The sequence below is a fragment of the Marinobacter segnicrescens genome (assembly GCF_900111555.1).
In the GTDB taxonomy this organism is placed as follows: Bacteria; Pseudomonadota; Gammaproteobacteria; order Pseudomonadales; family Oleiphilaceae; genus Marinobacter; species Marinobacter segnicrescens.
On the sequence record NZ_FOHZ01000001.1, the window covers coordinates 556494 to 570576 of the forward strand.

The 14083-nt window shown below is 57.1% G+C and carries 12 protein-coding genes; 7 read left to right on the top strand and 5 right to left on the bottom strand.

The window, feature by feature from the left end:
* Positions 1–1683, bottom strand: a complete 1683-nt coding sequence (locus BM036_RS02515; RefSeq protein WP_091848623.1) for a class I SAM-dependent methyltransferase — start codon at positions 1681–1683, stop codon at positions 1–3.
* Positions 1680–4811: a DEAD/DEAH box helicase gene (locus BM036_RS02520; protein WP_091848702.1), complete on the bottom strand. Its 3132-nt coding sequence runs from the start codon at positions 4809–4811 to the stop codon at positions 1680–1682. Before BM036_RS02520 ends, BM036_RS02515 begins: the two co-directional genes overlap by 4 nt.
* Positions 4812–5107: 296 nt before the next feature.
* Between BM036_RS02520 and BM036_RS02525 the strand changes: the two genes are divergently transcribed.
* Positions 5108–6262, top strand: coding sequence for a C4-dicarboxylate TRAP transporter substrate-binding protein (locus BM036_RS02525; RefSeq protein ID WP_091848624.1), 1155 nt, complete (start codon positions 5108–5110; stop codon positions 6260–6262).
* A 194-nt stretch (positions 6263–6456) separates the two neighbouring features.
* Here the strand turns inward: BM036_RS02525 and BM036_RS02530 are convergent, their stop codons facing one another.
* From BM036_RS02530 to BM036_RS02540, 3 genes are all read right to left on the bottom strand, one after another.
* Positions 6457–6765 (bottom strand): hypothetical protein, encoded by a 309-nt coding sequence (locus BM036_RS02530; protein WP_143066554.1) that lies wholly within the window; start codon positions 6763–6765, stop codon positions 6457–6459.
* A gap of 44 nt (positions 6766–6809) precedes the next feature.
* The gene (locus BM036_RS02535; RefSeq protein WP_091848626.1) at positions 6810–7766 is read right to left on the bottom strand and encodes a hypothetical protein; all 957 of its coding nucleotides are present in this window, start codon (positions 7764–7766) and stop codon (positions 6810–6812) included.
* Positions 7767–7909: 143 nt separating this feature from the next.
* The gene (locus BM036_RS02540; RefSeq protein ID WP_091848627.1) at positions 7910–8575 is read right to left on the bottom strand and encodes a metallophosphatase domain-containing protein; all 666 of its coding nucleotides are present in this window, start codon (positions 8573–8575) and stop codon (positions 7910–7912) included.
* A gap of 182 nt (positions 8576–8757) precedes the next feature.
* On the opposite strand from BM036_RS02540, the gene BM036_RS02545 reads away from it, so the two are divergent.
* From BM036_RS02545 to BM036_RS02570, 6 genes are all read left to right on the top strand, one after another.
* Positions 8758–9705: an Rpn family recombination-promoting nuclease/putative transposase gene (locus BM036_RS02545; protein WP_091848628.1), complete on the top strand. Its 948-nt coding sequence runs from the start codon at positions 8758–8760 to the stop codon at positions 9703–9705.
* A 74-nt stretch (positions 9706–9779) separates the two neighbouring features.
* A complete protein-coding gene (locus tag BM036_RS02550) occupies positions 9780–10004 on the top strand; it encodes an addiction module protein (protein ID WP_091848629.1) in 225 nt (74 codons plus the stop codon).
* A 17-nt stretch (positions 10005–10021) separates the two neighbouring features.
* Positions 10022–10948, top strand: a complete 927-nt coding sequence (locus BM036_RS02555; protein WP_091848630.1) for a 5'-nucleotidase — start codon at positions 10022–10024, stop codon at positions 10946–10948.
* Between the two features lie 203 nt (positions 10949–11151).
* The gene (locus BM036_RS02560; protein WP_091848631.1) at positions 11152–11961 is read left to right on the top strand and encodes an ABC transporter ATP-binding protein; all 810 of its coding nucleotides are present in this window, start codon (positions 11152–11154) and stop codon (positions 11959–11961) included.
* Between the two features lie 30 nt (positions 11962–11991).
* The gene (locus BM036_RS02565; protein ID WP_218144751.1) at positions 11992–13254 is read left to right on the top strand and encodes an ABC transporter substrate-binding protein; all 1263 of its coding nucleotides are present in this window, start codon (positions 11992–11994) and stop codon (positions 13252–13254) included.
* Positions 13251–14081, top strand: coding sequence for an ABC transporter permease (locus BM036_RS02570; RefSeq protein ID WP_091848632.1), 831 nt, complete (start codon positions 13251–13253; stop codon positions 14079–14081). The genes BM036_RS02565 and BM036_RS02570 overlap by 4 nt, the downstream gene beginning before the upstream one ends.
* The last annotated feature ends 2 nt before the right edge of the window (positions 14082–14083 follow it).

The window sequence follows — 14083 nt, forward strand, 5'->3', positions numbered from 1 at the left end:
TTACACCCCCAGCCATTCAGCCAATTGAAGGTTGGTTTTCAGCCGCAGGCGTTGCTGGAGCATGCCCTCGAAAACCGAGTCAAGAGAACGGCTCTCACCCAACAAAGGCAATGCGGCTTCGGCCTCTGCAAAGAACCGGGACTCGATCTCGGTTCCGATAACGGCTCGTTCCCACCACTCGGTCACCCTTGGGCGAGCCTGTTTCAGCAAAGCATCGGACGGCAACTTCTCGGACTTGGCGGCATTGGCCATCTGGGAAGCCGGCAACAGGTTCCACAAATCATTGTTGCTCCAGCGCGACCAGGGGAAACAGTGGTCAATGTCATACCGTTGCTGGGACAGGTTACGTGCCGTCCAGACGCACTCTACCCTGCCCTCCGCCAGTTGCTGCTCCACCAGCTTTCGCATCAGGGACGTATCCCGCCGGCCTTCCGCCCATTGCAGCGCCTTGTGATAAATCTCTGTGGAGTATCGCACCTCCCAGCCGGACATCAGATTGACCCATTCGTTAACAATGGCGGGCTCCACCCAGCAGGCATAGCGGCTGAAGGTATCCCACAGCATGGCAGGCACCCGGAATACCCCGAACCGGGACAGTGTTTCCCGGTCCAGCGTAACCGGCTCTTCACGAATACGTATGCGGTTGGCAGCCCCCTCGAAGACGGGCCGATTGGTTCCTGGCCAGGTTGTAAAGTGGGCGGGGTTCTTGAGGATATTGGCAGCGGCCTGCCTGATTGCGCGCATGACCAGGGGGCCGTGCACAGCCGACAACGACAACCCTGGCCTGAAATCCAGTGGCGACAACTGCTCCAGCGCATAGAAGTCCTCGCCAGCGAATCCATAACCCTTCGAGCCAGGCGCCTGCCGCAACCGGTGCCGTAAAACCAGCGGGTGATACTGCATCAGCCAGAACAGGCCAACAGCTCCCAAGGGTAAATCGACCCAGTCGTCTGTTCGGTTGATTACAAGCCCCGACGAGCTGTCAGCCAACCGAACCAGGGTGCGCAAAAGCCCCAGCTTGTAAGAGGAGGATTTATCATCGTTAACGATGATATGCCGGAGCGTGGGCAGCGCCCCGGTGCCATCATCCGGCAGACGATAAACCGCCGTTTCCCACCATACTTCCGGCCGCTCCAACTGGTCTGCCGCCGTGCTGCCAACCAACGGCACAGGCACCACCGCCCGATGCCGGGCAAAACCATCCAGCTCTGCCTTGCTGACCTCATGAAAGACCCGCTCCCCATCGCCGGGACCATGCCGCAGGGTGATGACCAAAGTGCCCGATGGTGCCAGCAACTCCGTCAGAATCCGGAACGCCCGCTCCCGGGAAGAGGGGGCAATGTGCATCCACACGGCCGATACCAGAATCAGGTCAAAGCGGTAACTGAGTTTACGGATTTCGGCCAGATCCGGCAGGCTGTCGTCGACCCACTGAATACTCCGATGGACGGTAGCCGCTTCACCCAAGCGGCGTAACTCCCCTGCGGGTTCCACGGCGACGACATCCCAGCCGCGCTCAGCCAGTGCCAGCGCATCGCGGCCGCTGCCCGCACCGACATCCAGTGCCAGACCGGAGCTTTTCTCCAGCAGGGGAAACCAGTCGCTGTGGACCTGTTCGAAGGTCAGGGACTGGTATTGGTTGAAGAACTTTTGGGCGTTTTTATTGTAGGGGGCGTAGGTCATGCTGAGGCCAGCTTTGCCGCCTGTTGCCACATAAAGTTGGGCATTGGCGTCCGAAGCTTCCAGGTAACATTCATGGGCTGCGAGCCAGTATGCGACACGTAATCGACCTCACCGTAATTCACAAACCCCATCGTGCGACCATATTCGTCTTTGGCCTTCTCTCTTACAAACAGAATTAACCGTTTGTTTATGGCACGGTGTTGAATGTAGTTCTTCCCCTTCCCTCTGTCTGGTCGCGCGCTGTTTTGCGACTGCCAGTGGAACAACCGCTCGTTGATGGCGTAGTCGTGGTACATGGTGGTTGGGGAGAACTGCTTTTCGTTCTTATCCAGGGTCACAAACAGGAGCTCAATATTCTGATCCGGAATGACATAAACACCTTCCCTCGATGGCGGCTGGTGCTCGAACGTCATGGCACCAAAGCCAACCAGAATCTGCTCTCGGGAATAGCGGGCGTGCAGTCGCAGCGGAACTGCCTGTAACTCCGGCATGGCCGGTTGTTCGTGCTTGGTTTTCGCCAGTTTCCAGTCGAGCACGTCCACTAGCTCCTGTTCCAGCCCCAGCTTACTGAGTTCCGCCAGGCTTTGGGCAATCGAATCAAACTCCAGCTGTGGCCCGGATTTCTGCCAGAAGTCATAATGGCACATGAGTGCCTGGCGATTGCTGGCGCTGTCCCATCTAAACCCTGCCTGGCATAGATTCTTGAGGAACAGCAGATACTGGTGATCGTCACAGGTCAAAATGCGATTGTAGATGGCCTTTTTCGCCAGCTTGAACGACGACTCATCGGCTACGTCCTCGTCTTTCGCTTTGCTCACCAGTTCCGCCCAACTGCCCCGTTTATATAGTTCGTTCAGATCGATGTAGGGATGCTGGGTTATGAAGTTTTTCAGCGTGAGTGGCTGAGTGGAATGCTGCGGTAACTGGCGAACAAGAGATACCAACCGCTTCATGGTCAGTGTGGCTTGCCGTATGTTGCTCAGCACCATTTCCTGGGTTTTCTTGGTGAGCTCAATTCGACAACCGAGCGGTGCATGGGGAAAGCCCTGCTTGAGCTCCTCGGTAATCGAGCGTTCCGACTTACCCACCAGTGCCCTGAACTTATTGGCAAAGTCATATTCAGGACGGGAGTTGCCTACAAAATCCAACACCGTGCAGCATTCTTTGTCCTCCGACAAACGCAGGCCGCGGCCCAATTGCTGCAGGAAGATGGTTAAGCTTTCGGTTGGGCGCAGGAATAACAAGGTATCGACTTCCGGAATGTCGACGCCTTCGTTGAAGATGTCGACCACGCACAGCACGTTTATTTGCCCCGAGCGAATAGCTTGCTGCTTTTGTTGGCGCTCGTGGCTATTGTCACTGGTGAGAATGTCTGCCTTGATGCCGTGCAGCAGGAGTTGCTCCACCATGAAGTTCGCATGCTGATGATCAACACAAAAGGCCAAAGCCTTCATACTTCCTACATCGGTGACGATCTCTCTCAAACTGCGAACAATCTTTTTCACACGGCTATGATTATGTGTATACAGATTGGTCAGCTGAGCGGGCTCATAACGGCCCCGACGCCACGGGATAGTTCGCAGATCGGTATCATCATCAATACCGAAATACTGGAAAGGGCATAGGTGACGTCGGTTTATTGCTTCCGGCAACCGGATTTCAGCAGCGATGACTCCACAAAAGTCGCTAAGGATATCTGCGTCATCATTACGCTCCGGTGTTGCAGTCAGGCCAAGTAATATACTGGGCGAGAAGTGCTCCAGTACCGCCCGATAACTCGATGCAGCGATGTGGTGCACTTCATCGATTACGATGTAATCGTAATAGTCTTCCGTCAGCTTCAGCTGACCCAGCTGGTTGTTCAGGGTCTGGATAGACACGAACAACTGGCGATAGTGCTCAGGCAACTGACCGCCCACCCAAAGTTCGCCGAAGCCATTGTTTCGCAGCACGCCACGATAGGCTTCGCGGGCCTGCCGCAGAATTTCTTCCCGATGCGCCACAAACAGAAAACGGGCGGACGGCTTTGCTTTCATGAACCGCTGAAAATCAAACGCCGAGATCAGGGTCTTGCCAGTGCCTGTGGCGGCCACCACGAGGTTCCGGAAACGCTGGTGCACGTCTCGCTCAACAGCTAGCTGCTCCAGAATGTCCTTCTGGTGGGGGAACGGAGTTATTTCGAAATAGTGGGCGGTACCTGGAGCATCCAAGCCTTTTTGCTGTTTTAGAGCTCGGTTGAGTTTTTCAGTACTCTCAGCCTGCCCATCAAACCGCTCAAACTCATCTGACGCCCAGTAAGTTTCGAAAGTACTCAAAGACTTGTTGATGATGTGCGGAATTTCCTGAGAGGTGATCTTCAGGTTCCACTCAAGGCCATTAGTCAGCGCCGATCGGGAGAGGTTTGATGAGCCAATGTAACCCGTGTGAAAGCCTGTGTTCCGGAGGAATAAATAGCTTTTGGCGTGCAGCCTCTCACGCTCGGTGTTGTAGCTCAGCTTCACTTCGGTATTCGGCAGGCTGGCCAGGTACTCAACGGCTTTGGCATCGGTCGCCCCCATGTAGGACGTGGTGATGATTTTCAGCTCTCGCCCACTGGCAGTGAAGGCTTCCAGCTCTTTCCGGAAAATGCGGATGCCGGCCCACTTGATGAACGATACCAGCCAGTAAATCTTGTCTGCCGACAGAATCTCGCGCTTGAGCTCAGATTCCAGTGAAAGGCCGGCATTACTGCCGGAGAACAATTCGCTTTGGGTCAGGCCTGTTAGCGGGAAAATGTCTTCGACGTATTGTTTAAGGTTGGCAGCAACGGGGTTCTCCAACTCGTAGAGCGCGGTGAGGATCTTGCCTTGGCTATCGAGAAGGTTTTCCTCAAGAAAGCCTTCGTCTGAAATCTGGTTCTTGAGCCACATCAGCAGCTGGTTGGAGAGTTCGATTTGCTCTTGCAGCCGATCTTCGCCCGACGGCACCGCTTCAATGGCAAACTCCAGGATGTTGGAGAGGAATCGTGACAGCCAAACCGACGCTTCGCTGCCGTCGAGCTGGCGTTCGCCAACGTAAAACCTGTTTCTATCCAGGCGGCTTTCAATGAGCTTGGTGATCAGCTGCTCATAGATTCCGGTCTGCTGCATCATTTACGTTCCACGTTGATGACTTCCAGGAGAACGGCATCGTGACCACGGGCATTCATATATGCTCGCTAGCTAACGAAAGCCAGTAAGAGAACGTTAACCCTTAACATACCGAATTTCCATGGAATCCTTGGAAACGACGCCCCCCACCTGACAAAAAGCCTCGCAAAACACCCTTTCGCTTCCTTGCTGTAAACCGAACCGCCATCTACGTTGTGAACTAGTGGGTGTTTTTTGCACGACCACCTCTGCCTCAGGGGTGGTTACCCCCAACCTCACGAAATGAGGACACAACAATGAAAACGATACCCCCTCTCAAGACCATTGCCACCGGCATTGCCATCGCAGGACTGGCTACCGCCAATATCGCAGGCGCCAAGGAACTCAGCTTTGCTTCCGGTACCCCGTTAAACTCCATGGGTGCCAAGGCGGTGTACGTCTTCGCCGATGCGGTTGAAGAGCACTCGGAAGGTGACGTTACCGTCAAAGCCTACATTCAGTCCCTGCTCAGTTTTATGGAAACGCCGGCCGGTTTGCGGGACGGCATGGCAGATCTGGGCACGGTGCTGACGCCCTATTTCCCGTCCGATTTCCCCAATACCATCATGCTCACAGAGTTAACCATGGCGCTTGAGCTTGCCGATGTGAGTCCGCAGGACGCGGTGTTTGCCTACACCGGCGCAGTGTCCGAATACGTGATAAACAACTGTCCCGCTTGCCTGCAGGAACACCATGACCGTAATCAGATATTCCTGGGGCTCGCCAGTTCTTCGCCCTACGGCCTCTTCTGCAATGGTGCGATTACCAGCAAAGAGGATATGGAAGGCAAGCGCATCCGTATTGGCGGCCCCCAGTGGTCTCGGTGGGTTACGGCCATGGGAGGCTCCCCCGTTTCCATTCCGGTTAACGAAACCTATGAAGGACTCGACCAGGGCGTGGTCGACTGTACGGCCCACAACCTGTCGGATTATCTCAACTTCAAGTTTATTGAGATCGCCAGCGACGTCACCATGGGGGTTCCTGGCGGCACGTTCGGCGGGGTTGGCACCAGCATGAATGCCGATGCCTGGAAAGGCCTGTCAGAGGAGGATCGCACCTCGGTGTTGTATGGTGCCGCGACCATTGCCGCCGAGATAGCCAAGCTTTATCTGGAGGACCATGAGGAGGCCCTGAGGAGGATCGACGAGCAGCCGGAACTGACGCTCCACGAGCCGGATGAGGAGTTTCGTCAGATGACCAGGGACTTTATCGAACAAGACCTCAAGACGGTGGCATCAAGCTACGCTGAGCGGTACGACGTGCAGCAAGCCGAGGCGAGGATGGCCGAGTTCAAGGAAATGCTGGATGAATGGGTCGGTAAGGTCGAAGGCATCGAAACCCGGGAAGAGCTCCGCGACCTGTATTGGAAGGAAGTGTTCTCCAAGGTCGATGTCACCTCTTACGGGATCTGAGCAACGTGCCCCGGCGTAATGCCGGGGGTTTATAGTCTGAACGATCGATGAGGATGTACGAGGCAAGTGTTCGCTCGTCAGGTAGTGAGCACTTGCCTACCCCGCGTAAAGGGCCTGCCGAGGTCTGTCGCTGCACCTATGGGGAGCGCCTTTCGGGGCGGCCGGGCAAATGCTTCGCATCTCCAACGAAATGATCACGCGAAGATATAGTAGAAAGGCCCCACAATAAAAAACACCGCGAACCCGGTCACCATGCTGTAGGCTAAAACCGTTTCAAACGGATTCGCAAACGCCTTTATATCCAGGTCTGGATAGACGGCCTTGTAAAAATCCGACCTCTGCGCGAAGGGGAGCGTGCAGACCAGCGCAAACAGAACGGTATTGCCGAAGTCCAGATCGAGAGTACCGGTACGCCAGTACTCCCCAGTCGGTTTCAGCTTCTTCTTTAAGCGGTACGTGAGAGTAATCCTAAGTAATAGCATGCTCAGCATTGCGAGTAGCATACCCCCTCCCGCCACTATAGAGATAAGCAATCCCACCGGCATGTTCACCACTCTGTTACCAGATCGTACAAGTCTCCGAAAATGCCTTTAAGGAGGTAATCGGATCCGACTGCTACTGCGCCAGCAGCGACCACAGCAACAGCCAACCCAACCGGCGTCAACGCTATCACAAAGCCAATCGCGGCCCCGGCAGCAATACCACCAGCAAACGCCCCACTCTGGACAACGGCCTCACGCTTCCAGGTCGGGTCGCCATTTTTCCAGGCATGGTGAACGCTGTTTGCTCGCAGGTAGCCATCAAGCAGAATAAAACCGGGGCCCGCTACCCGGCCTACCTTCGCGAACCTTGCCAGCTTCTGTACGTCAGCTGTGTTGCGGACCGGTATGGATTCCCATACTGGCCGGCCGGTGGCGTTAGTGGTCTGACGCATCCGAAACGCATTGTTATTGAGGTAATTCAGTGAGCGGCTGTAGAGAACCTGGTTCATTTCCCGGAACGCTGCGTCTGCCCGTAGCTTTGCAGCGTTCACCATTCTTGGTGCAGCGCGGTGATTCTTCAGGTCCTCAAACCGTTTGTTCGCGATATCGTAGCGATTGATTGCATCCAACACTTTGTCGGACTGGGCCACCGCGGCACCCATGCCGTTACCGCCAAAGGTATTCAGGTCACCCATAACGTCAGACAGCCTGGTGTCCCACAGAAAATCCGCCATGCCCATTACGGCGGCGCCGCCAGCGTAATGGCTCAGATGTGACAGCGTGTGTTGTTGCTCCGGCGTGCATGACAGAACCTGGCTGATATCCACTGAATCGTCCTGCCTGGCAGAGGGCAGCAGGAGCGGTTTGTGTGGTGCGCACAGATTACTGGTGTTGATCGGCCGGCCATTGGCTGCCAGAAGGCGCCGTTCGAAGTCTTCGGGCGACAGATCAGATGGACAGGACATCTTGGCGATGTCACGGGATGAGCAGACGCGGTTCGGGTAGTAGATGGATGAAGGCATGGTTCGTCCCTGAGGGTATCGGTTAATAACGGACAACTTCCTGTTGAACTGGAAAATTAACAAAGTTCTTGAGGGTTCGCTATGCCGGAATCCGCGACATGAGAGCCATGCCACTTACCTCCGAGTGTCCCATACTTCGATGCTCAGTCTGAGGTTTCTGCTTCGAGCGCTCCCATCCCCAGCTCTACAACCATCGGTGGATTAATCGGTCGATACCGCTCATCACAGGTGCTGGCATTGATAAACCTTGTGTCCCAGCGGGCATGCTCGCCGTAACCTTCATGGATATGGCCGTAGATATGAACCTGCGGCTTCACCTGGCGGACCCTCACCAACAGATCCTCGCAGCCAACGCTTTCATAACGCAGCCCGGTGTCTACCTCATCTCCGATGCCATTGGGCGGGGTGTGGGTAATCAGCACATTGGTATTGGCCGGGATGCGCTGCCAGTAACGGTCAATGGGCTCACCCCGGTCCTGCATGAACGCCCAGTCCATAAAGGTGGGTGACCAGGGTGAGCCCCAGAAGCGCACGCCTTCAATCTCGATACCGCTGTCTTCCAGGTAGGTGGCGTTGGTGAGCAATTCCCGGGCATGGTCCGGCGCTTCCTGGAAGACCCAGTCGTGGTTGCCAGCGATGACAATCTTGTGGCGATGTGGCAGCGTGCCCAGCCAGTCGTTCAGGTCCGCCACATCCTCCAGCGTGCCGGCACCCAGGCAGTCGCCGGCGTGGATCAATACATCACCATCCGGAATCTCGGGTATGCGGCGGTGCATGCTGTGGGTGTCGGAGATGCAGACGAGTTTCATAAGGGGCCTTCTTTCCTCCCTGAGCATTCACCCAGTCTAACTGCTGTGCTGCAACGTTTCTTGCCTACATGGTTTTCCGGACAGTGCGTGAAATACCAAGTAAGAGCTTTGTTGCCCGATTGCCAAAGACTGTATAAATATATAGTCTTCCCGCGATTCGGAATTCAGCCAGGAGGCAATACATGTCAAGGAATCATCATGACACCGGCTATAAGGAGCTTTTCAGCCACCCGGAATTCGTTCAGCAACTGATTGAGGGTTTTACCCCGCCTGAGCTGGCCATGTTAATGGATTTCTCTACGCTTCAGAACCATAGCGGTAACTACATCACCCCGCTGTTCGAGGAGAAGTTCGAAGATGTCGTCTGGTCAGTGCAAATGGCATGGGAAGGCTGCCTGCAGGAGGTTTACGTCTACATTCTGTTGGAGTTCCAGTCTTCCGTTGACCACACCATGCCAATCCGGCTGATGCACTACGTGGCATGTTTCTACGATCACCTGCGAAAACAGAAGTCCGCCCGTTCCGGACAGGGGTTGCCGCCCGTGTTTCCAGTAGTGTTATATAATGGGTCAAGGCGTTGGACGGCCCGGCAGGATATCTACGAGATGGTAGTGCCGGAGCCACCGGACTTTCTCCGACCGTACCAGCCGCACCTTCGGTACTATCTGGTGGATGAAGGTGCATACACTAAAGCGGAACTGCATGGGCGACCGTCGGCGCTCAGCGGCATTTTCGAAATAGAGTTCGCCAGCAGCCGGCAGGCGTTGCAAGCGGCAGTCAACCGAATCGTTGCGATCATCGAAGCCGCACCAAACAAGCACCGCCTGGATAGGGTCATAACCCGTTGGCTTAAGCGGCACTTGGTACGGATGAGCGCAGACGTGAATCTGGATAACGTGAACAGCCTGGTGGAGGATCAAAGCATGTTAGCGGAAAACCTGCAGCATTGGTCGAAGAAAGATCGTGAAGAGGGGCGACAGGAAGGACTCCAAAAGGCACGCCTGGAAACCGCGCACAAACTGATCGACCGCACTGACATGGATGACCAGATGATTGCTGAGATTTCTGGACTTACCGTGGAGCAGGTTGCGCAGTTGCGTTCTGAAATACCCAGGAATCAATCTTTGTAGCCGTTGATAGGGTTCCATCTGGAGCCCTTCTCGCTGGGCGTGCCATTAGCCCGGCAATACTAGAAGCGAATGATATGCGTATTCAAGAACTCATTGATGAAGCGAGCGCACTACCTGTTGATGAACGGGCGCACGTCATCGAATCCCTGCTACAAAGCCTGAATCCGACCGAGGTCGCTCTTGACGAGAAATGGGCTGAGGTGGCGCAAGCTCGACTTGCCGAACTGGAGTCTGGCAAGAGAGAAGCCATTCCCGGTGAAGAAGTATTCAAAAAGATCAGGAGCAGACTCGAAAAGTAATAAGGACCCCCTGCCCCATGCCCTTCCCCATTGAACAGAAACTGGTCATCGCCGTCGCCTCCAGTGCGCTGTTTGACCTGACCGAGTCAGACCGGGTGTTCCAGGAGGAAGGCGCCGTCGCCTACCGGGATTACCAGGAGGCGCACCTGGACCAGCCGCTGGAGAAGGGTGTGGCGTTTCCGTTTGTGCGCCGGTTTCTGAATATCAACAAGCGCTTCCCGGAAAAAAGCCCGGTGGAGGTGGTGCTGCTGTCCCGCAATTCTGCCATTACCGGCAAGCGGGTGTTCCGCTCCATCGCCCACCACGGCCTGGATATCAGCCGGGCGGCCTTCCTGGAGGGCAAGTCGCCCTATCCCTATATCCCTGCCTTTAATGCGTCACTGTTCCTGTCGTCCAACGAACAGGATGTGCAGAAGGCGATCGCCTATGAATACCCGGCAGGGACAGTGCTGCCCTCCCATGTGGTGGATGAGGAAGACGACGTGGAGCTGAGGATTGCCTTCGACTTCGATGGGGTCATCGCCGATGATGCCTCAGAGCGGGTCTACAAAAGCCAGGAACTGGAAGCCTTCCACGAGCATGAAACCTCCCGGGCCAACGTTCCCCACAGCCCGGGCCCGCTGGCCGACCTGTTCCGCAAGCTGTCCCTACTGCAGCAACTGGAAGACGAGGCCAGCAACGCTGACCCGGACTACCAGCGCATCCTGCGTACCGCCATCGTCACCGCCCGCAGCGCCCCGGCCCACGAGCGGGTCATCACTACCCTGGAGCACTGGGGCGTCGACGCCAACGAGGTTTTCTTCCTCGGCGGCATGACCAAGGACCGTATCCTGAGCGTGCTTCGCCCCCACATGTTCTTCGACGACCAGCAAAGCCACCTGCAATCCGCCGGGGGCAATATCCCCATGGTGCATATTCCGTTCGGAGTGGCGAACGTTATCTGAGGGCCAGTATCCCGTCTGACTACTTAGTCCACGCCCGGCCCCGGTGCACATTTCCCATAGTGCGCCATTGTCGGACATTGTCCGGTGGTGACAATGCCTGACAAAGCCTCACTGTTTCAGCCAACCCGCTGTATAACCGTCACTTTAGTGATGTGGCACACAACCTGCTGATACCGGACCAGATACCTGACCGGAGCATCACTATGGGCGCCACGATTTCCCTCGACTACATCACCCACCGTTTCAGCCGCGGGGCGGCACCAACCCTGGAGAAGATCGAAAACCGGATCGAACCCGGTGAGATGGTCGCGCTGATTGGCCGCAGTGGCTGTGGCAAGTCCACCCTGCTGCACATGCTGGCGGGCCTGCTGATTCCCTCTGAAGGCTGCGTCCGCGTCAACGGCCACCAGGTTTCCCGGCCCAGCGCCAAGTGGAACATGATGTTCCAGAAGGCCTCGCTCTACCCGTGGATGAGCGTGCGGGAGAACGCGGCGCTTGGTCTGCTTTTCTCCGGCATGGCCAAGACCGAAGCCTTCAGCCGGGTGGACGAACTGCTGGAGATGCTGGGCCTCCATGACAAGCGGGACGTCAATGTGCAGAGCCTCTCCGGGGGACAGCAACAGCGCGTTGCACTGGCACGCTCGCTGGCAACCGATCCGGAAATCCTGCTGCTGGACGAGCCCTTTTCCGCACTGGACGCCTTCACTCGCACCGCCCTGCAGGAAGAGGTTCCCGCTATCTGCCGCGACCTGGACATCACCATGGTCATCGTTACCCACGACATCGATGAGGCCATCGCCATGGCGGATCGCGTCATGATCATGTCCCAGAACCCCGGCCGCATCGTGGGCGAGCTGGATGTGGAATTACCCTGGCCCCGCCGCCACATGGACGCGGGCTTCCAGTCCCTGCGCGACCAGCTGATGACCCAGTTCAAGGATACCGATGACGGACTGGCCGGCCGCAAGGCCATCACTGAAACCACCGATGACGACGCCGAAAACGCCGCCTGAGACTCTGCCTGAATCATTGAGGTCCTGACCATGAAGAAGCCAAGAAGCAAGCAAAGCAATATCCCCGCCGATGAGCTGGCCTATCTGCAAAAACACGAGATGAGCCGGCGTGACTTCCTGCTGGACAGTATGGCCGCCGGCGGCCTGGCGGCCGGGTTCGGCCTGACCGCCAGCGCCTCCGCCTGGGGCAGCATGCAGGCGCCTGAGGACGAAGTGGTGCGTATCGGTTACCTGCCGATTACCGACGCCACGGTTCTGCTGGTCGCCCATGCCATGGGCTATTTCGAGGATGAAGGCCTGAAAACCGAGCCGCCGACCCTGATCCGGGGCTGGTCACCGCTGGTGGAAGGCTTTGCCGCCGCCAAGTTCAACCTGGTGCACCTGCTCAAGCCGATCCCCGTCTGGATGCGCTACAACAACGGTTTCCCGGTCAAGATCATGGCCTGGGCCCACCTGAACGGCTCCGGGCTGGTGGTGGGTCGACACACGAATGTGGAGAGCTTTGCCGAACTGGGTGGCAAGCAGATCGCCGTGCCTTACTGGTACTCCATGCACAACATTGTGCTGCAGATGGGCCTGCGCCACGCTGGCCTGACGCCAGTGATTAAATCCCAGGGGGACACGCTGGCACCCAACGAAGTCAACCTGCAGATCATGCCCCCACCGGACATGCCCCCGGCCCTGGCCGCGCGCAAGATCGACGCGTTTATCGTGGCTGAGCCCTTCAACGCCGTTGGCGAGATGCTGGCCGGTGGCAAGATGCTGCGCTTCACCGGCGACATGTGGAAAAACCACCCCTGCTGCGTGGTCTGCATGAATGAGAACCAGGTGAACGCCAACCCGGAGTGGAGTCAGAAAGTGATGAACGCCATCGTCCGGGCGCAGATCTATTCGCAGCAGAACAAGGCGGAAGTAGCCCGCATGCTGTCGAAGGATGGCAAGGGCTACCTGCCCATGAAAGCTGACATTGTCGAACGGGCAATGACCCTTTACGACGAGGACAGCTACGCCACACCGGACGCCATCCAGAACCCGCAATGGGGCAGCGGACGGATCGACTTCCAGCCCTGGCCTTACCCCTCCGCCACCCGGCTGATCGTTAATGAACTGAAAAACACACTGGTGGGTGGTGATACCACCTTCCTGCAAGACCTGGACGCGGACTTTGTTGCCGACGACCTGGTGGATTACCGCTTTGTGAAAGCCGCGATGGAAAAGCACACCGGCTGGCAGCAGGGCCCCGGGTTTAACGCCGATAACCCATTCGAACGGGAGGAGGCCATCAAGCTATGAGTACTCAGACAACACAGGCACTCAGCGGTGCCAACGGGGCGCAGGTCAACCTCGCCCCTGTCATCAGCTGGCTGGCTGCGCTTCGCTATCCGGCCATTGGCATTACAACGCTCCTCGCCCTGTGGTGGCTGGGGGGCTACGTAGTCGCCAATGACCCGGACATGTGGGCCTTCGCCAACTTCGCCCCGGCGCCTACCTTCAGCGCCCTCTACGACCTGGTGGCCAGTGGCGACATCTGGCCCACCATTGTCTCAAGCCTGTACCGGGTCCTGATCGGCCTGTTCTGGGGCGTGGTTATCGGCGTCCCTGTAGGGGTGCTGATCGGCTACGTGGGCACCGCGATGAAGATCGCCAACGTGCCGTTCCAGTTCCTGCGCATGATCAGCCCCCTGGCCTGGATGCCGATTGCGGTGCTGGCCTTTGCCACCTGGGACGCTGCGATCATCTTCTTGCTGGTGATGGCCACCGTATGGCCGATCATGTTCTCCACCGCACACGGCGTTCGCCGCATCGACCCGAACTGGTTCAAGGTGGCGAAGAACCTCGGCGCCTCCGGCCCGCAGATGCTGCGACGGATCATCCTTCCAGCGATCATGACCGATGTCATGGCCGGCATCCGGCTTGCCGTGGGCGTGGCCTGGGTGGTGCTGGTGCCCGCGGAATACCTGGGGGTGACCAGCGGTCTGGGGTACGCCATCAATGATGCCCGGGACACCCTGGCCTACGACACACTGGCAGCGATTGTCCTTGTCATCGGCCTCATAGGCTACGGGCTGGATACCATCTGCGGCCTGCTCATAAAGCGCTTCAACTGGCATGTCGAATAGCC